General features: G+C 65.8%; 15 protein-coding genes. 2 read left to right on the forward strand and 13 right to left on the reverse strand.

Going from position 1 to position 19,557, the window contains the following annotated elements; translation table 11 throughout:
- Positions 1-4 precede the first annotated feature (4 nt).
- The 13 genes from ACWDTP_RS00510 to ACWDTP_RS00570 all read right to left on the reverse strand — a co-directional run bounded on the left by ACWDTP_RS00510 (position 5) and on the right by ACWDTP_RS00570 (position 15,523).
- Positions 5-1,192, reverse strand: a complete 1,188-nt coding sequence (locus ACWDTP_RS00510) for an MFS transporter (protein ID WP_450015476.1) — start codon at positions 1,190-1,192, stop codon at positions 5-7.
- A gap of 24 nt (positions 1,193-1,216) precedes the next feature.
- Entirely contained in the window at positions 1,217-1,819 is a 603-nt protein-coding gene (locus ACWDTP_RS00515) for a tripartite tricarboxylate transporter TctB family protein (protein ID WP_450015478.1), read from the reverse strand.
- Positions 1,816-3,312 (reverse strand): tripartite tricarboxylate transporter permease, encoded by a 1,497-nt coding sequence (locus ACWDTP_RS00520; RefSeq protein WP_450015480.1) that lies wholly within the window; start codon positions 3,310-3,312, stop codon positions 1,816-1,818. Before ACWDTP_RS00520 ends, ACWDTP_RS00515 begins: the two co-directional genes overlap by 4 nt.
- Before the next feature lie 39 nt (positions 3,313-3,351).
- Positions 3,352-4,404 carry a Bug family tripartite tricarboxylate transporter substrate binding protein gene (locus ACWDTP_RS00525; protein WP_450015482.1) on the reverse strand — a complete coding sequence of 351 codons (1,053 nt, stop codon included), beginning with the start codon at positions 4,402-4,404 and terminating at the stop codon, positions 3,352-3,354.
- Positions 4,405-4,590: 186 nt separating this feature from the next.
- A complete protein-coding gene (locus ACWDTP_RS00530) occupies positions 4,591-5,628 on the reverse strand; it encodes a Bug family tripartite tricarboxylate transporter substrate binding protein (protein WP_450015484.1) in 1,038 nt (345 codons plus the stop codon).
- Positions 5,629-5,750: 122 nt separating this feature from the next.
- The gene (locus ACWDTP_RS00535) at positions 5,751-6,956 is read right to left on the reverse strand and encodes an MFS transporter (RefSeq protein ID WP_450015486.1); all 1,206 of its coding nucleotides are present in this window, start codon (positions 6,954-6,956) and stop codon (positions 5,751-5,753) included.
- On the reverse strand, positions 6,953-7,942 hold the full coding sequence (locus ACWDTP_RS00540) for a hypothetical protein (protein ID WP_450015488.1): 990 nt from the start codon (positions 7,940-7,942) through the stop codon (positions 6,953-6,955). Before ACWDTP_RS00540 ends, ACWDTP_RS00535 begins: the two co-directional genes overlap by 4 nt.
- A 55-nt stretch (positions 7,943-7,997) precedes the next feature.
- On the reverse strand, positions 7,998-9,113 hold the full coding sequence (locus ACWDTP_RS00545) for an ABC transporter ATP-binding protein (RefSeq protein WP_450015490.1): 1,116 nt from the start codon (positions 9,111-9,113) through the stop codon (positions 7,998-8,000).
- Between the two features lie 45 nt (positions 9,114-9,158).
- Positions 9,159-10,214 (reverse strand): ABC transporter substrate-binding protein, encoded by a 1,056-nt coding sequence (locus ACWDTP_RS00550; protein WP_450015492.1) that lies wholly within the window; start codon positions 10,212-10,214, stop codon positions 9,159-9,161.
- 188 nt (positions 10,215-10,402) lie between these two features.
- A complete protein-coding gene (locus ACWDTP_RS00555) occupies positions 10,403-11,158 on the reverse strand; it encodes an isochorismatase family protein (RefSeq protein ID WP_450015494.1) in 756 nt (251 codons plus the stop codon).
- Positions 11,151-11,963, reverse strand: a complete 813-nt coding sequence (locus ACWDTP_RS00560; protein WP_450015495.1) for an NAD(P)-dependent oxidoreductase — start codon at positions 11,961-11,963, stop codon at positions 11,151-11,153. Before ACWDTP_RS00560 ends, ACWDTP_RS00555 begins: the two co-directional genes overlap by 8 nt.
- A gap of 29 nt (positions 11,964-11,992) precedes the next feature.
- A complete protein-coding gene (locus ACWDTP_RS00565) occupies positions 11,993-13,744 on the reverse strand; it encodes a thiamine pyrophosphate-binding protein (protein ID WP_450015497.1) in 1,752 nt (583 codons plus the stop codon).
- Between the two features lie 48 nt (positions 13,745-13,792).
- Positions 13,793-15,523, reverse strand: coding sequence for an ABC transporter permease (locus ACWDTP_RS00570; RefSeq protein WP_450015499.1), 1,731 nt, complete (start codon positions 15,521-15,523; stop codon positions 13,793-13,795).
- 376 nt (positions 15,524-15,899) lie between these two features.
- On the opposite strand from ACWDTP_RS00570, the gene ACWDTP_RS00575 reads away from it, so the two are divergent.
- Both ACWDTP_RS00575 and ACWDTP_RS00580 read left to right on the forward strand, forming a co-directional pair.
- Positions 15,900-16,706 carry an FAD binding domain-containing protein gene (locus ACWDTP_RS00575; protein ID WP_450015501.1) on the forward strand — a complete coding sequence of 269 codons (807 nt, stop codon included), beginning with the start codon at positions 15,900-15,902 and terminating at the stop codon, positions 16,704-16,706.
- Positions 16,699-19,536: a molybdopterin-dependent oxidoreductase gene (locus ACWDTP_RS00580; protein ID WP_450015503.1), complete on the forward strand. Its 2,838-nt coding sequence runs from the start codon at positions 16,699-16,701 to the stop codon at positions 19,534-19,536. The genes ACWDTP_RS00575 and ACWDTP_RS00580 overlap by 8 nt, the downstream gene beginning before the upstream one ends.
- Positions 19,537-19,557 lie beyond the last annotated feature (21 nt).

Genomic DNA, 19,557 nt, shown 5'->3' on the forward strand with positions numbered 1-19,557 from the left:
CGGACTATTCGTCCTTCCGAGGCTCAATTCCGCGTAACGGGGCTGCGGTGGCGACGGCGATGATCTGCCACACCAGCAGGCTCGCCCAGGCCGCGACATAGCTTCCGGTCCGGTCGACGATCTGACCGAAAAGCAGTGGGCCCAGCATCATTCCGACCGAGAATCCGACGAATACCCGACCGGTGGCGCGGCCGGTGACCGAACGCGGCACCATCGCGAGGATCGCGAAGGTGATCGCCATATTCCACAGTGCGGTGGTCACGCCGAAGATCAGGGTGGCCAGGAGAAGTGCCGGCAGTCCAAACCGGGCGCTGAGTATCATGCAGACGCTGGCGGGGACGCCCGCGGTCGCGATGTAGAGCAGCGCGCCGGAGAAACGGCCGCTCCGGAACGCGAAGCCGCCCCAGCCCATCCGAGCCAAAAATCCGACGACGCCGAGCATTCCAGCCAGCACACCGGCCGCGGACCGGGACAGCCCGACCTCCTCGAAGCCGAAGAGGGCGATGTAGGCTCCGACCGCGGACTGGGTGCATCCCATCAGCGCCGCGTAGGTGGTGACCCACCACAGCCCGGCCGGAACCGGTTGGCGGGGTGCGTGCCGCGCGGTCGCACCGGATGCCGGCATCGTCGACACCGGCAGCGTTCGTCGGGTCCCGATCGCACCGAGTGCCGCCAACCCGACGGGAATGAGCAGCGCCGACGTGGCACCCCAGACCACCGCCAGCGGCGCCAGTACCAGGCCACTGACCGCCTGACCCAGTTTGACCCCGGTGTGTTTGACCGCGACCAGGAACCCACGGGTGCGAGCATGGGCGTAGTCGAGCAGCAGCAGGTTGCTCACCGGCTGCATGAGCGCCATGGACATCCCGGCTACCGCCCCGCCCACCAACAGTGCGGGATAGCTGCGGGTCGCGGCGAGCACCGCGGCCGCGGCGCCGGCCAGGGCGTAGACGTAGATCGCGAGCGTGGACGCGCGCCACTTGTCGGTCGCCCGGCCCAGCACCGGCGAGAGACACGCACTGACCAGGAACAGCGCGGTGGTGTAGGACCCGACCTGGGTGCGGGTCAGGCCGAGATTGTCGACATAGTGCGGCATCAGGGCGGGAACGACGTACTGCAGGACCGGAGCGATCGAGGTCAACCCGATCAGGACCCCGCCCAGCCGCCACGGCCCGGTGGTGGAGGGTGGCATCGGCGCGGGTTCCGTTGTGCGCGCTCAAAATCCGACGGCCGACGTGAGCAGGCCCAGCGGCAGTGGTAGGTGCAGCATCACCACGAACAGGAGGTAGATGACCCCGGCGGTACCCGCCACGTAGAGGGCGCAGTGCCAGTATTTCGTGCGCTCGACCACCCGGAGATAGGCCACGGTGAAAATGACCAGGATCGCCAGGAACCCGACCAGATACAACCCGGCGAAGAACAGCATGAACCAGCCGATGACACCCGCCCAGGTCCGCAGGTCGGCCTCGGCGAAGATGTCGTGCAGTTCGTGCTCATCGCCCTCCTCGTCGGAATCGGGGCCCTCGATCACGATCGATTTCCCGTCGGCGTCGGATGCCTGCGGCACAGGCGTTTCCTCGGGCGCCGGGCGCCGGGTGCCACGCTGGGCGATCACGGCCCGCAACAGGGTCAGCAAGCGGAAGGTCGTCAGGCCGATGCCCAGCCCGCTGAGCAACCGGGGGAAGAACGCCGCGTTCGACGGCCACTCGCGGGTTGCGATGAACGCCATCACCATGATCACCAACAGAACACCCGTGATGATCCAATCCCCGGTTTCGGCGGCGGGTTTGGCGGTTCCGGTGGTGCGGTCGACGGTCATGCGGCAGCCTTCTGCTTGTCACGGCGCCCTCTGGCGAAACTGCTCCAGACCGAGCGGGCGAAGATCAGGACGATGAGGACGGCGAACACGATGACAAGGGGCCGGTGCACCCACGACATCCCGTACAGGGACTGCGACAGAAAGAGATAACGTTCGCAGAGGTCACCAAGGACCACCCCGAGCAGCAGCGGCACCCGCGGCCAGTTCCAGCGCAGGCACACGACCCCGACCGCACCGGCGGCGAGCATGACCCAGACATCGAAGATGCTGTTGTTCTCGGCGTAGGCGCCCAGCACCACGAGGGTCAACAGGAACGGCACCAGCAGCGGGCCCGAGGTGACCGTCAACCGGGCCAGCGGCCGCAACAGCGGCAGGGCGATCAGGACCACGATGATGTTGGCGATGATGGCGATCCACACCATCGACAGCGTGACGTCGAGATTCTTGGTGAGCATATCGGGGCCGGGATCGATTCCGGTGATCAGGAATGCGTTGAGCAGGATGGCCGCACTGACACTGCCCGGCAGGCCGAACGCGATCATCGGGATCAGGGAGCTGGAATCCTTGGCGTTGTTGTTACCGCCGGCCGCCAGGACGCCCTCGATGCTGCCCTTGCCGAACAGTTCGGGGTGTTTGGAGCTCTGCTTGGCCGCGCCGTACGCGATGAACTGGGCGACCGATCCCCCGACACCGGGAACCACCCCGACCCCGGCGCCGATCGCACCGGACTGCGCGACCACCTTCCAGTGCCGGAACGTGTCGAGGACTCCCTCGTACACCCCGGAGATCTTCTTCGTGCTGTTGTCTCCCGCGATGCTCTCCTTGGAGAGCATCAGTTGCAGCAGCTCGGGGATGCCGAAGAGCCCAATGACGATGGGCACGATGCCCAACCCGTCCCACAGCTCCAATTGACCAAATGCGTAGCGGGGTATGCCCTCTTGCGGATCGATCCCGACGAGCGCGATGAGCAGTCCGACCAGAACCATGATCATGCCCTTGAGCAGATGCCCCGAGGACAGTGCCGCGATGAAGGTCAGGCCCAGCACGGTGAGCATGAAGAATTCGGGTGGCCCGAACGCCAGCACGACGGGCCGGATGATCGGGATCGACGCGGCCAGCACCGCGGCCCCGATGACGGCCCCGACCAGTGAACTCATCAGCGCCGCGCCGAGCGCCCGGCCGGCCTGACCCTTGCGGGCCATCGGATGGCCGTCGAGAACCACTGCGGCCGAGGTGGCTTCACCGGGTATGCCGAACAGGATCGAGGTGATGTCGCCGGTCGTGGAGGTTACGACCTTCATGCCCAGCAGAAACGCGAACGCCTGGACCGGCTCCATGTTGAACGTGAAGGGCAGCATCAGAGCCAGCGCCACCGGCCCACCGAGGCCGGGCAGCACCCCGACGGCGAAGCCGATCGCGATGCCGATCAGCATGAGCATCAAGGCTGTTGGGCTCGCGACCTCCAGGAGGCTTTTGAGCGCAGCATCGAGCACGGTGTTCTCCTTCTCAGGGCGCGAGCCTCGTCGAGCGCATCACCTGCGGTAGGACGCGGTCAGCACATCGACGTACTCCTTGGGGGAGTTGTCCACAGCCTGGGTGATGAGTTCGTCGGTCTTGGCGCCGTCGAGCGGGGAGAGCGGCCCGTCGACGCCGAGGTTCTTGGCTTCGGCCAGGAAGCTGTCGGTGGCGACGGCCGTGTCGAACGCGTCGCGCAGGCAGGTCAGGCGAGCCTCGTCCATATCCGGCGGCCCGGCGAGCGCCCGCCCGGCCCGCAGCACGGTGTTGTGTGCCTCGATGACGGGTTTGAAGGAGCCGTCCACCGCATCGCCGAGTGGCTGCACGCCGGCCAGCGCCGGTGTCGGCTCATCGCTGAACACCCAGAGCGGCTTGACATCACCGGCCTTGATCGCGATATCGGCACGGGTCTGCGATGCGGAGAACACGTCGACCTCGCCACGGGCGATCGACGCGATGACCTCCGGCGCCCCGTCGAAGCCGGTCACGATCTCGGCACCGTCGAGGTTGAAACCGCGCTGCAACAGAGTCGCCTCGACGTAGTCGATATCACCGACCCCGGAGGATCCGATCTTGACCGGCCTGGCCTGCAGCCCGGCGGCGTCGGCGACGCCGCCCTCACGCTTGCCCATCACGACATCGGGTTCATCGGTCAGGCGGCCGATCCAGGAGAAGTCGGCACTCTTGAATTGCACGCCGTCGGCCCCGCCGAGCTCCGCGGCGATCATGCCGCTGGTGGACATCAGCTGGACCCGCAGTCCGTCGGGTTTGGCCGACCAGGTCTTGTTGGTACCGAGGAGCCCGCCCGCCCCCGGTTCGTTCTGAACGATCACGCTCCCGGCGCCCAGCGGTTCCGCCAGGTGATTGGCGACCAGGCGTCCGTAGAGGTCGAAGCCGCCACCCGTTTCGAACGGGACGACGAGCTCGACGTTCTTCCCCTCGAAGAACTCACACCCGTTGCCGTCGGCTCCGCTCTGGCCCTGCTGCCCGCAGGCGCTCAGCGCCGCGACCGCACCGGCAATTGCGGACAGCGCGCAGATTTCCTGAGTCAATCCACTTCTCGTGACCATGACCACTCCGTCCGGGTGAGATTCATCATGTCGTATACTCTTGCATACCAACACACCCACGCGTATACGTCAATAACCAATTGTCCGGTGGCGTGCATTCGAGTGCCACGAGCGCGACGTCGGCGGCCTAGCACTCAATTGGAGGCCGCGGCGGTGCCGCTCAATTGGAGGCCGCGGCGGTGCCGCTCAGTTGGAGTACGACTCCTGCAGAATCGCGCGGTACCGATCCGGGGTTTCCTCGACCACCTTGGTGACCAGACCTGTCAGATCCGCTCCGCTCAGATATCCGATGGGACGGCCCTGTTCGGCCATCCCCTTCGCGAAGGACTCCTCGGTGAGCACGGACTGCAGGGCCATGCTCAGGCAGGTGGTGAGCGGTTCGGGCATTCCGGGTGGCCCCATGATCGCCCGTCCGGTCGAGATGATCGCGTCGTGTGCGGCCAGCAACGACTTCTGATCGTCGGTCAGCCCGGGGAGTTCGGCAAGAGTGGGCACATCGGGCATCGACTCGTGGCGGCTGTTGCCCAGCACCGCTACGGGTTTGACATCGCCGCTGCCGATCTGAGTCTGCAGACTGGACAACGAGGATGCGAACAGGTCCGCTTCGCCGCGCAACAGCGAGGTCAGCGTTTCCGGGGAGCCCTCGAATCCGACGATGACCTTGTTGGCCAACCCGACCACCTCGGACACCACCAGCGCGTCGATGTAGGTATTGCTGCCGGGGCCGATCGCGACCATGCGCGCATCGGTCGCCGCCGCCAGACTTTTCAGATCGGTGGGCCCGCCGTCCGGCCTGGCGACGAGGACATCCGGTTCGTCGGTGACGCGGGCCAGCCAGGTGAGCTTCGTCGAGTCGTACCGAACCCCTTCTGCGCCGGCGAGTTCGGCCGAGAGCGCCCCGAGTTCGTTCACGATCTGAATCCTGGTGCCGTCCGGCTTGGCCACTGCGGTCTTGTTGGTGGCGACCAGCCCGCCTGCGCCGGGCTCGTTCTGGACGATCACCGTCGCGCCGAGCGCGTCAGCCAACGGCTTGGCGATCGCGCGGGCGTAGATGTCATATCCGCCACCGGTCGAGTACGGCACCACCAGTTCGACCGTCTCGCCCTCGAGACATTGTGACGAACTGCCCTCGGCTGCACCGTCATTCGTCGAGCATCCGACGGCGAACGGCACGACCACGCTTGCCGCGACGAGGGCCGGGAGACAACGCATACGAGATTTCACGGATGACTCCTCTCGGAATGCCTTTGCAGCTCGCAAGTTAGCACTATTGAATGCGGTCGTCTACTGTTGCATACTTTGGTCGACCGTGACGCCGCGAATGCCCGCGGCGCAGAAAGTGCGCTTCACGCACCATTTTCGAGAGTCGACAGTCGGCGGCCCATCCACACCGCCGTCGCGCCGAGCAGCACCCCGGAGATCGGGAACGCGACGCCGAGACCGATCAGTGTCGCGATGTTGCCGTACACGATCGGCTGCAATACCTGTGCCGAACGGTTCGCGACCATGCGCAGGCCGACGGCCACCCCGCGGTCCGCGCTGTCCGCCTCGGCCAGCAGGTTGATCGTTATCGGCGGATTCGCTCCGAGACCCGCCCCCATCATCACCGCCCCGACCGCGAGAAACCCGATGTTCGAACAGAAGGGCGTCATCGCGACGCCGACGATCGCGATCCAGGTGCTCCAGATCAGCGGTTTGACCAGACCGAACCGACGAATCACGCTGGGCAGGAAGAACCGCACCACCAGCGAGGACACCCCGATGATCGAGAGCAGCAGACCAATCGTCCCGAGCGGCAGACCGATTCGCTGCAGGAACAGCGAGTAGAACGACGTCCGCAGTGACTGGACGAAGATGTTGACGAAGGTCGAGACCATCACCCCGACCACGACGGAATCGTCGAACGATCGTCGCAGCGCCCCGAACATCCCGGGTTGTTCCGCCGGGCGGGCCCGTGGCGCTTCCCGCTGCCGAAGGGTCGCCGGAGTCAGCAGGGCACCGACGACCCCACACATGGTGAACAGCAGGCACGAGATGTTGAGGGTCTGAAACCCCCATGCGTCGTAGATCCAGGCGCCGACCGAAGGGCCCGCGGCCAGCCCTATTCCCCACGCCAGAGAGAACAGAGCAAGCTGCCGGGACGCCTGCGGTCCGGTGCCGACCCGGGTCATCATCTGCTGCAGGACCAGCCAGACCCACATCTGGAAGAACCCCTGCAGGAACATCAGCAGGATCATCCAGCCGATCGAGGACACCAGCACGAATCCCCCGGTCGTCAGTGCCAGGCCGAATGTCGCGACCGCCAGCACCCGTTGGGCGTCGAACCGGTCGAGCAGATAGCCGCTCGGCACCGCCAACACCAGGCCCGCCACCGACGACGCTCCCGCGGCCAAACCGATCACCAGATCGGATGCCCCCAGGTGCTTCAACTCCAGCGGATAGAACAGCCGGACCGACTGGGGCCCCAGCCAGTAGATCACCGTCACCAACGAGACGAACGCCCAGCGGGACCGCAAGCCGAGCCGGTCGAGCCACTGCCCGACCCCACTCACCTCCGGACGTATTCCGGTGGGGCCTCCAATGTCGATGGGTGGAAGAGGTTCTCGAGCTCGATGGGCTTGTCCAGGATGCCCTGCTCGACTCCGTAACGGACCAGGGTTTCCACTGCCTTGCGGGATCGTTCGGGGTCATAGGCGAACGGATCGGCACCCATCAGATCGACCTGTTGCTCGTAGGTGTCCCTGGCCCACGCCAGACATACCTTGCGCGGGTCGCGGATGGCGTCGAGGGCAAGGTCCTTGGATGCCCGAAACGCGCGCAATGTCTCGAACGGCAACCACGGGTTGGCTTCGACCACCTCGCGCCGCAACACCACCGTATGCATGATCGGGAAAATGCCCGTGGCACCGAAGTATCCGGTCTCCTCCGCACGGGAGTCCGACAGGAGTCGGCGTAACCCGTCGGGCTCACCGAGCAGCTCGGGAATCTCCGGATAGATCAGTGCGTCGAGCTCGCCCCGCGCGGCCATCTCGATCACCGATCGGCCCGGTGGCACCCGGCCGATCCGGAAGGCGCCGGGAACCTGGTCGGTACCCGCCGTATCCGCGTCCTGCATCACCCATTCGACGGTGCTCAGGTCGACACCGTAATGATCCTGCAGGATTCCCCTGGTCCACACTCCGGCGGTATTGGTCCAGGTTCTCAGGCCGATCCGTTTGCCGGCCAGTTGCGCCGGGGATTCGAGGCCCGAACCGTGACCGACGAAGATGTAGGAGTGCCGGAACCGCCGGTGCGGAAAGGCCGGTATCGCCACGAATTCTCCCGGTGCCCGCTCCTGGATGGACAGGAACGCGCCGAACGACACCTCGGCGATGTCGAACTCGCGGCGACGGAACATGCGCCAGTGCCGTTCCGGCGAACTGAAAGTCAGACAACGCGACGTCGCCGCCTGAATGCCGACCGTGCCGTCGATCAAACCGCGGTTCAGATCGGACGCACCCAGCGCGAGGGTGAGGGTCAAATCATGGATGCGTGTCACCGTAGCGGCCTTCCCACCGGGTCTGAGGCCCGGTATGCAATCGTTCCCACACTCGTTATTCGGCCGGCACGATCGAGCAGCCGGACACCGGAAACTCCACGGTCACACGATCACCCGGCCTCGTCTCGACGGACGGATGCGTAGTCGCCGCCACCTCGACGCCTCCGGTGAGTGAGATCCGGTAGTCGAGCGACTCGCCGAGGTAGGTGGCACTGACCACGGTGCCGTCCGCCCGGTTCGGATGGTCGGCGCCCACCTCGTCCCGATGGATGACCAGGCGTTCCGGCCGTACCACCACCTCGGCCCGCGATCCGACAGCGACGTCCCCGGTGGCATGGGCCAGCACCCGGCCGATGGAGGTATCGACGGCACAGCTGCCGTCATCGGCGACCTCGACCACCTTCGCGTCGAGAAAGTTGGACTTACCGACAAAGTCTGCGACGAAGCGGGTCTGGGGCCGTTCGTAGATCTCCCGCGGTGTTCCCAGCTGCTCGACCCGTCCTTCGCGCAACACCGCCAGCGACGTCGACAACGCCAGCGCCTCGGTCTGATCATGGGTCACATACAGGATCGTCAAGCCCATTTCGCGCTGCAGCCGCAGCAATTCGGCCCGCATGCTCACGCGGAGTTTGGCATCCAGATTCGACAGCGGCTCATCCAGCAGTAGCACCGGCGGCTCCTGTCCGAGTGCCCTGGCCAGGGCCAGGCGCTGCTGCTGGCCGCCGGAAAGGTCGGTCGCCATCCGCGTCGCCAGATGGTCGAGCTCACATATCGCCAACGTACGCTCCACCACCTCCTTGATCTGCGCTTTGGACTTCTTCGGCTTCTGCGACGCCAGCGGGTATGCGGCATTCTGAAAGACGTTCATATGCGGCCAGATTGCGTAGGACTGGAACACCATGCCCAGCCCCCGCCGGTTGGCCTGCACATTGATCTTGCGGTCCGACGAGAACAGGGTGGACTCGTTGACGACGATAGAACCCGAATCGGGATCCTCGAGACCGCTCACGCTGCGCAGCAGCGTGGTCTTCCCGCAGCCGGACGGGCCGAGCAGGGTGAAGAAATCGCCCTCGTCCACATGCAGGGTCACGTCGTCCACGGCCCTCACCCTGCCGAACCGCTGCGCCTTTGTCGGCTCATATGTCTTGACCAGTGACCGGATGTCCAGCATGGCCACTCCTTCTTTTTGGTGTGCGATTGGCGGTGGCTGCCAGCCCTACGAGCGGGCCTTCTTGCCGGTCGCGGCGAGCATGTCGGCGAACAGCTTCTGGTAGTGGGTAATGTTCGGGATCAGGCCGCCGTAGTCGATGTAGAAGATCTCCGCATCCGGATCCGCCGCCAACCCTATCTTGGCGTCCTTCAGCGTCGAGGTACGCTGCGATGTCGCCCACTGCCCCTGCTGGTTGTCGATCATCAGATACTCGGCGAGTAACAGCCCGGCCGCGGGATGCCCAGCGCCGGTCGCGATTCCGGTGCCGCCGAACTCGGAGATGACCGGACCGACCTTCGGGCTCCAGTCCATCTTCCCGCCGTCTTCGATCGTCTTCAGGACCCGGTAATGGTAGTTGTCCGGCGAGATCTTGAACTGCCCGGCCGCGATCAACTCGGTCATCGAGGTGTGGCCGTCGAACGGTGTCGAGCGCTTCACCGCGTCACCGACAAGTCGCAGCGCATCGTCCTCGGTCATTCCGTTCTGCTTCTGCAGCAGCGCAACCATCCCGTACAGCCAGTCCGCATCGGTCTGCTCGATCGCCATCCCGTCGGTGTAGTTGGTCAGCAGGTCCTGATAGTCCTTGGGCACCGAGCCGGCGGGGTAGGCACCGCTGTTCCAGGCCACGACGAAGGGATAGACCTGATCGCCGAACCAGGTCGGGAACACCGCCTGCGGAATCAACTGGTCCAGAACAGGCGATTTCAGCTCGGCGTAGTGGCCTTCCTGGGCCAGGATCCCCGGGTCGCTCCCGGTCGCGGACAGCACGTCGGCGCGGATGCCGCCGCCGGAGGCCTCCTGCTCGCTACGCTGCCGCACGGTCGCCGACCCGGCCCGGTACACGTTGATCGTGATCCCGGTCTTCTTCTTGAAGTCGTCGACGATCGCGGTGACGTCATCGGCGTTGAACGCCGTGTACCAGGTGACGACGCCACCTTCCTGTTTCGCAAGCTCGGTCAGCTTCTGACGCCGGGCGGCCAGATCATCCACGCCGGCAAGGCCGTCGTACACCTCTTGGAGTTTGCTGTCGCCGGCCGTGGTCTGCTCGCCTCCACCGCTCACCGTCGGCGGGCTGCCACACGCTGCGAGCGCGACGGCACCGCAGGCGAGAAGAGCAGCGACGACACGTACCCGACCGCCTCTCCGTAGACCTGGCATCATTTGCTCCTTTCGGCGGATACTGCACCATTGTGTTGCATACAATTGCACACGTTGAATGTCTGCGGACCATTATGGCCAGCTGCGACAGCTCATTTCGCCGCGCGGGCGTCGGCCCCGCGATGACCGTCCGGCAGACCGCCCAGATAACCGGCCACCTCGTCGACCGGAGTCACATTGGCGTACTTCATATCCATGTCGAACAGCGCCATCGCATGCGACGCCTCACCACGGTCGAAGGTCGCCTCCTCGGCCACTACCACCCGGTAGTCATAGGAGAAGGCATCGATCACCGTCGCGCGCACACATCCGCTGGTGGTGGTGCCGCAGACGATCAACGTGTCGACCCCGCGGGCAATCAGGTGGCTGACCAATGCCGTACCGAAGAACGCACTGGGCTTGCGCTTCTCGATCACGAGATCACGCTCCTGCGGTGAGATCTCGGCAAGGATCTCGTCCGCCCGCGCCGTGTCGGTGCCCTGTCTGGCGTTCTTGTCCGCCCAACGGCCGCGATCGGACCCGTCCGCGCGCCGCGGCGCCCCGCGGGTGTAGAACACCGGGATGTCCACTCGGCGCGCACGGCTCAGCAGCAGCTCGATATGGGGCAGCGCGTCCCAGGCGGCCGATCCGCAGGAACTTCGCCAGCGTTGGATGGAGGTCAGGATCGGCTCCGGACGGTCCCCGCAGAACCCATACGTGACGTCGACGACCAACAGCGCGGGCCGCTCCCCCAGCGGCGCCCGGACTCCGTATCCGCCGGCCGCGAACACCGCCCGGTCCTGTTCGGTCAGAAAGCTGTTCGACCGAATCGGGCGTTGCCCGTTCGGACGTTCCGCGCGGTCAGACACCGTACCGGGTGAGGTCGTAGCGGCGGGGCAGCAACGAGCGACAGATCTCCCGGTTCAGGCCGGCCTGCGGTAACCCGATGCCCTTCCGGTTCGCCATCGCGCCGACGATGACCATGTCGTCCTCGGCCCAGGCCATGGTCTGCTTGCCCCACAGAGTCAGCGCACCGTTGGTGGCGCTGGACATCAGCAGGGCCTGACGAAGCGCCTCGACATCGACGTCGTAGCGATCGGCCAGCGCGAACGCCTCGTGGTCGGCGATCAGGCATGCCCACAGCACCAGATTGTTGGCCGCCTTGCACACCTGCGAAGTTCCGACGACACCAGAGTGCACGACATCCGAGGAGTACGCGCTGACAACGTCTTTCAATCGGGTGAACGCCTCGTCGCTGCCGCCGATGAACGACAACAGCGTGCCCTCGTCGGCAAACCAGCTGCCCCGGCAGACCGCGGCGTCGACGACGCTGATCTCCCTCTCCTGCCCCAGTTCGGCAAGGGCCTCGACGGTCTCCGGCAACACCGTGCTCACGATGGCGATCACCGACCCCTGCTTCGCCGACTCCAGCAGCCCACCATCGCGGGTGGTCAGGTCGGTGACATCGCGGTCATAGCCGACGCAGACCAGGATGAACTCGGACTCCCGGGCCAGCTCCCCCACGTCGCCGCACCAGCGGGCACCCGCCTCCGCAATGGCTTTGCGGCGATCCACGCTGACGTCGAACGCGCGCACCTCGTGACCGTGCCGGACCAGATGCCCCATGATCGGCGTGCCCATCCGGCCGACGCCGATGACTCCCACAGTGCTCACAGCAATTCACCTTTCGGTATGTCATTCGCTTACTGGTGTTGGCAGACGACGTCCACCAGGGCCGGTTTGCGCTGATTGCGCACGACATCGATCGCGCGACGTACTGCAGCGCCGATCGCGTCGGGGTCGGTTATCGGCCCTTCCGCGTACCAGCCGAAAGACTTCGCGATACCCGCGAAATCGGGCGCGGGATTATCCAGTTCCATGCCCAGATACGCATTTTCGATCGGAGTTCCGCGCACCTTGGCCATCCGTTCCTGATGCAACCAGTCGTTGTAGTACGCGCGGTTGTTGAACATCACGACCAGCAGCGGGATTTCGTGATACGCCGCCGTCCATAGTGCCTGGGGATCGAACAGCAGATCCCCGTCCGGCTGCAGATCCACGACCAGCCGGCCGGCATCCCGGTGCGCCAGCGCGGTGCCGATGGCGATCGAGATCTGGGTCCCGGTCCCCAGCGTCTTTCCCACATGCCGGTACGGCAGGTCGAAATCCCATAGGCGGTAAGCCCAGTCGCTCGCGGTTCCGGGGGCAAGCACCCAGTCGTGCTCGCGGACCGCCTCCCAGACCTCGGCGGCCAGTCGCGCCGTGGACACCGGCGAGTCGTTCCAGACCCGCTGCGCCTGCTTGCGCCAGTGCGCCCTGGCATCGTCGTGCATCTTGGTCAGCCGTGCCTTCTGCTCGGCCCGTGCCGCCTGCTGCTGCGGCGATTCGGCGGCCGCCCGGTCCCGGCACAGCTCCAGCAGCCGGGGCAGGGCCACTGCGGTGTCGGCGGTCACCTGGAAGTCGACCTCCTCCAGGGAGGCGAAGTCGTGCGTCCACGACGAGATGGCCATGTCGTTGTAGCCGAGGTCGGCCACCTTGGCTCCGGGCGCCAGGTGTGAGGTGATCTCCCTGGTCGTGTAGTCGGTCGTTTTGGTGGGCCGCTCCATGTCCTTGACGTCGAGGAACAACACCAAGTCGGCATCCGACAGGGCCGGGGTGCCCTCGACGTTGAGGGGGTGCTGATTCGGGAAGTTCAGCCGATGGTGCGCATCGATCACACCGGCGCCGGCCAACTCGGCGAGTTCCACCAGCACCCCGAATGATGCCGGGTCGCGGCCCGTATAGCCCGGGATCAGGACCGGCCGCTCGGCGTCCATCAGCATCCCGGCCAGTTCCACCAGCGCGGCATCGTCGGCACCGAAGCTCGACGGGACGGCGAACCGGTCGAAGTTCGGGTAGGTGACCGGCTCGGTGAGTTTCTGTTCCTGCAGTCCGCCGTCCAGCGCGATGTAGACCGGGCCTTGCGGTTGCAGCATCGAAACCCGGTGCCCGCGAGCAATCGTCGGCGCGACCGAAGCTATCGAGGCGGGCTGGTCATCCCATTTCGTGTACTCCCGCACGGCATTGCCCTGAACGTTGGCGCTGTGAATCCAGTCGATGTTGGCGCGCCGCTTCTCCAGAGCCATCGGCCCGGCTCCGCCGAGAATCATCATCGGTACCCGGTCGATGTAGGCGTAGTAGATCGCCATCACGCCGTGCAGGAGCCCGACCACGTTGTGTAATACCACCGCCATCGGTTCGCCGCTGGCCTTGGCGTATCCGTGGGCGATGCCGACGGCCACGTTCTCGTGCAGGCACTGGATCAGCTCGGGCCGGTTACCGCTGTAGTTCACCAACGAGTCGTGCAGTCCGCGGAAGGATGCCCCCGGGTTGAGACTGACGTATCGGTACCCCATGGCGTTGAGCGCATCCGCCATCACATCCGAGCCGTACTCGGGTTCTCGTTCGTCGGCCACAATGAACCACCTTTCGACCTGTGTGCTGGACTGCGAAGGCATCTCGGGTCAGAGACGCCCACCCAGATCGACCGATCCGGACCGGCGCGACACTGCGAGCATGATCGTCACGAAGACGACGAGCACCGCGATGAGCATGGTGCCGACCGCGGAGAGCCCGCCGATCGAACCGTTCTGGTACTGCTCCCAGATCAGAATCGACAGCACCTGATTGCCCGGGGAGTAGAGCAGCAAGGAACTCGCGAGTTCGCGAATCGAGACGATGAAGATGTAGATCCAGCCGGCCATCAGCCCGGGCGCCATCAACGGAAACACCACCCTGCGCAACGTGCGGGCCAGCGATGCGCCACTGACCTCGGACGCCTCGTCCAGTTCCACGCTGATCTGTGCCATGGCGCTCGACGCGTACCGCATGCCGTAGGGCATGTATCGAGTGACGTAGGCGATGAACAGGATCCACAGCGTGCCGTAGACCGGAATCGGCGCCCGCAGGTAGACGAACAGCAGCGCGACACCGATCACGACGCTCGGGATGGCGATCGGTGCCGATGCCACCCAGTCCAGAATCCACCGCCCCGAGATCTGACTGCGCGCCATGAACCAGGCGGCGAAGCCCATCACCAGGATCACGGTGGTCGCCGAGCCGACCGCGAGGATCAGCGAGTTCTGCAGCGAGGTGAGGGTATCGGGATTGTTGATGATGGCCACGTAATTCTGCACGGTCAGGTGACTCAGCGTCGACAGGCTCGGGCTCGAATAGATTCGTTGGGTCGAGGCGTAGACCAGAATGAGGATCGGCAGGATGATCGCCACCAGGAAGTACAGCGCGACGGTTCCCGCGGCCACCCACCGGTACCCGCCGAGCCGGATCGTGCGCGGGCGGAAGCCTTTTCCGGTCACCGTGGCATAGCGCTTCCCGCTGCCCAGCACGCGCGAGTAGTAGTAGACGCCGAGCACGGTGAGCAGGAGCAGGCCAAGGGCGTAGGCACCCGCTTCACCGTAGCGGGTCGGATAACCGTTGAGGGCGTCCCAGATCTCGCTGGTGATGACCCGGTTGCCCTCGTAACTGCCCAGCAGCACCGGCACCTCGAAGGATTCCAGACCGGTGACGATGGCGATGATCAGCGAACCCAGTAGGGCCGGGCGGGCCAGCGGGAGCGTCACCTTCCACAGCATCCGCGGCACGCTCGAGCCCGCGGCCAGCGACGCTTCCTCGAGGCTGGGATCCATTCCGCGAAAAGCGGTCAGCGTCAGCAGGAATACCAGTGGCGCGGTGTGCAGCCCCTGGACGAACATCATGCCCCAGATGCTGAAGATGTTGACGTGGACCCCCGGAATGCTGTTGATCGCCCCGATCTGCGGACTCGCCAGCAGTAGCCAGGCGATCGTGTGCAACACACCGGGGATGATCAGCGGCACCAGCGACGACGCGATCATCAGGCTCTTGGCCGGGGCATCGGTCCTGGCCACCACGAACGCCAGGGTGGCTCCGAGGACGACCGCGAAAATGGCTGAGCCGACTGCGTATCCGACCGTTGTCCAGATGATGTCACCGATACCGGGAGACAGGTAGGCCGAGCGCAGGAACTCCAGGGTGAACCCGCTGTCTCCATTGAAGGTGCCGTTCACCAGGTAGAGGATCGGGCCGATGGTGAAATAGCCGATGGCGACGATGAGCAGAACCAGGATGAGCGAATTGCGGCTCAACCGGAACCTGCGCTTGTCCGGCGCGGGAGTCGGCGGTTCGACGGCTCGGGGCGGGGCTTCGAGGGTGGTCACCCGATCCACCCGGGTGAACAAGCAACTACGCCAACGGATTGCCTTGCGGTCCTGAGAGGCCGTTCGGGCATTTCCGATCGGCCCGGCGCGCGGCTGAACATATGAGCCTCCTCCGTGAAGGCAACGGTATGAAGCGATATACTGCTGCATACATTGGTGTACGTCAAGAGTCGGGTGAGGTATCGCCCCAACTCGCCGAACTCGCCTGCGGGCAGGTTCTCGCGGCCACATCCGGCCGGACAGTTTCGGGTATCGCACCGTCCGTACACGATTGTATGCGTTAGGATGCAACGATTACCTGCGAATGCAGCACCGACTGTCAATCAATATTCGGCGGCGGTGGGCGGTGGCGCTCAACTCAGATGAGGAGCCCGAAGTGATTCCCGACTTTGCACTTTCGCGACCAGGGACGCTCGACGAAGCGCTCGGTCACCTCGCCGAGGGAGGCACCGCCTACGCCGGCGGCACCGAACTCGTGGCGGCGATGCACCTGGGTGTGCTCTCGCCGGAACATCTGGTCGACCTCAAGCGAGTAGCACAGCTCAGCGGCGTGACCACCTCATCCACCCGGTTGACGATTGGCGCGACCACCCGGCACCGCGACGTCGCCGGCTCTGCCGAGGTGCGGCGCCACGCCGCCATGCTGGCGACGGCCTGCTCATTGCTGGGCAACGCCAGGGTGCGCGCGACCGGCAGCATCGGCGGGAACATCTGCTTCGCCGATCCGAGGTCGGACGTCACCACCTCATTGTTCGCGCTGCGCGCCGAGGTAACCCTGCGCTCCACCGCCGGGTGGCGGACGCTGCCGATCGAGGATTTTGTGCTCGGTGCCATGGAGACCGACCGTTCCGAGGACGAACTGCTCGAAGCGATCCACATTCCCATCGCCGAGCAACACCACGTCTACCTCCGCCACCAACCGGCCGAGTATCCGACGGTCTGCATCGGTGTGGTCGCCGACCGGGCCCACCCACCGGAGCCGGTGCGGATCGTGGTCGGCGCGGTGGGCGAACGGCCGCAGCCCTTCAACGCTGCGTCGATCGATGACGTCGACCTCGGTGCGATTCTTCCCGGCCTGGACGTCCTCCCGGATCTGAACGGATCCGAGGAATACAAGCGGCACCTGGCCGGGGTGTTCATCAGCAGGGCGGTCGCGAGGATGAAGGAGACGATCGATGCATGAGTCAGGGATTGTCACGATCGTCAACGGCCGCAGGGTCGACGAATCCGTGCCGAATCGGTTGACCCTGGCCGAGTTTCTGCGCGAGCGACAGGGTTTGAAGGGTACCAAGGTGAGCTGCGAGACCCAGGTCTGTGGCGCGTGCACGGTACTCGCCGACGGCCGTCCGGTCAGTGCCTGCACGATGCTGGCCGTCGATGCTGACCGAACGGCCATCTCGACGGTCGAAGGCCTTGCCGGTGGCGGCGACAGCCTCGACCCGGTCCAAGAGGCGTTCATCGACTGCACGGCACTGCAGTGCGGGTACTGCACGCCGGGATTCATCATGGCGACCAAGGCGTTGCTCGCCGAGAACGCCGACCCCACAAGGGAAGAGATCGAGCACGCGCTCGAGGGCAACCTGTGCCGATGCACCGGCTACCTGCCGATCGTCGAGGCTGTTCAGCAGGCCGCGCACCGGATCGCGGGCACGCACCGGCCTGCGCCCCGGCACCTTCGGGACACCCCGCACGTCGACGCGAACGGCGATCCCTACCGGATCGTCGGACACCCGGTGGACCGGGTCGATGCGCGGGCCAAGGTGACCGGTGAAGCCCGCTACGCCATCGACACCGGGCTGCCCGACACCCTGCACGCGGCCGTGGTTCGATCCGACAGCGCCCATGCGCGAATCGTGAAGGTGAACGCCGAGGATGCGGTGGGCGTGCCCGGATGTGTCTCGGTGATCACCGGCAACGATATCGACGGCCTGTACCCGTATTTCGGACATATGGTTCCCGATCATCAGATCCTGGCCCTGGACAAGGTGCGTTACTACGGCGAACCCGTCGCGCTGGTGATCGCCACGAGCCGGCACATCGCCCACGATGCAGCCCGGCTCGTCGAGGTCGAGTACGACGAACTTCCGGCCGCGCTCGACGCGCAGGCGGCCTTGGAACCCGGCGCGCCGGTGCTGCACGAGCAGTCCTACTCGGGCGATTCGGTCAGCTCGGTCAAGGTCACCCGGTCGGCCGATGATCCCAATGTCGCCAACACGCTCACCCAGGGCTGGGGAGACGTCGATTCGGCGTTCGAGGCCGCGCACTGCGTGGTGGAGACCAGGACCTTCCACCCGTCGCTGTATGCCTATGCGATGGAGCCGTACAACGCGAGCGCACGCTTCGCCGACGGTGTGCTCGAGGTGGTCAGCCCGGCCCAGCACCCGTTCATGGTGATCAAGGACCTGGCCCGCACGTTCGACCTGCCGCAGAGCCGGGTGCGGATGACCGTCCCCTATATCGGAGGCGGGTACGGATCGAAGTCGTACACCAAGATCGAACCGCTGGTCGCGGTCGGCGCATGGCTGACCGGGCGGGCGGTCAAGCTCGACCTGAGCGTCGAGGAATCGATCTACACCACCAGATCGGACGCCGCGACGACGCTCGTGCGCAGTGCATTCGACGCGGACGGCAAACTGCTCGCCCGGGATATCGACATCGTCCTGGACACCGGCGCCTACATCGACAACAGTTCGACCGTGCTGGCCAAGGCGGTGAACCGCTGCTTCGGCCCCTACGCGATTCCGGCGCTTCGGGTGCGGGGCAGGCTGGTGTACACCAACACCACCCCGGCGTCCTCGTACCGCGCGCTGGGCGCCTATCAGGTGAACCTGGCCGCCGAGACCAATATGGACCAGGCCGCCGATCGACTCGGCATCGGGCGTGACGAGATTCGCTCCCGAAACCTGGTGCGACGCGGCGAGGTATTCATCAAGGGCAGGCGGCCGATGGATGCCGACCTCGATGCCGACTTCGCCGAACTCACCGCGCTGATCCACATCGAACCGCACGCCGGGATGCTGCAGGGAGCCGGATTCGGCTGCGGCGCCAACGAAGGCGGCTCCTATCCGACTTCCACTGCCCAGGTCAAACTCTCCCCGGACGGCTCGGCACTGCTGCTGAGCGGGTCGACCGAGATGGGCCAGGGCAGCAAGTCGGTGCTCACCCAGATCGCCGCCGAGGAGCTGGGTCTGGACCTGGATCTGGTGCGTGTCTTTCAATCGGATTCGGCGGGAACCTCGTTCGAACGCACCACGGGGGGAAGCCGCACCACGACGCTGACCGGCCTCGCGGTTCAGCGGGCGTGCGCCGATCTGATCCGCCAGCTGTTTTCGATGGCCGCGGACCTGTGGGAATGCACCCCCGGCGAGGTACGGCGGGTCGGCGACATGATCGTGCACGACGACGGCCGCGGCGAACACTACGGACCCATCGTCAAGAAGTGGTACGGCGGCGGCGGTGGCGAGATCACCGGCCACGGCGTGGTCCGCCGCGCCGACGAGCTGGACCAGCAGCCGTCGTTCTGGGAGATCGGCATGGCCGGGGTGACGGTGGACATCGACCCGGACACCGGTGTGACGAAGGTGGATCAACTGGTGACCGTCGCCGACGTCGGGTTCGCCATCAATCCGGTCGGCGTCGAGGGCCAGGACCTGGGCGCGGCCACCCAGGGCATCGGGGGTGCGCTCACCGAGGAGCTCATCTACGAGGGCGAGCAGATCCGCAACCCCAACCTGGTCGAGTATCGGATCCCGCACATCGACGATGCGCCCAGACGTTTCGACTCCGTCCTGTGCGAGCGCAGGGACGGCACCGGCCCCTACGGCGCGAAAGGCGTCGGTGAGGGCGCGCGGATCCCGATCGGCGGGGCCGTCGCCGCCGCCGTGCAACAGGCGACCGGGATCTGGCCGGATCGGCTGCCGCTGACACCGGAACGGGTGTGGGACCTGATCCAGCGGGGTCGCGCCGAGCGCGCCGACCCGGCGGCTCTCGGCGGTGACGGCGCAGCCCGGTAGCGGCCCGCGCCGTCACCGGCC

Source organism: Mycobacterium sp. NPDC003449, from assembly GCF_053588415.1.

Coding starts and splice junctions, on each gene's coding strand:
- ACWDTP_RS00510 (WP_450015476.1), bottom strand. CDS start 1,192: ATGCCACCCTCCACCACCGGGCCGTGGCGGCTGGGCGGGGTCCTGATC.
- ACWDTP_RS00515 (WP_450015478.1), bottom strand. CDS start 1,819: ATGACCGTCGACCGCACCACCGGAACCGCCAAACCCGCCGCCGAAACC.
- ACWDTP_RS00525 (WP_450015482.1), bottom strand. CDS start 4,404: ATGGTCACGAGAAGTGGATTGACTCAGGAAATCTGCGCGCTGTCCGCA.
- ACWDTP_RS00545 (WP_450015490.1), bottom strand. CDS start 9,113: ATGCTGGACATCCGGTCACTGGTCAAGACATATGAGCCGACAAAGGCG.
- ACWDTP_RS00580 (WP_450015503.1), top strand. CDS start 16,699: ATGCATGAGTCAGGGATTGTCACGATCGTCAACGGCCGCAGGGTCGAC.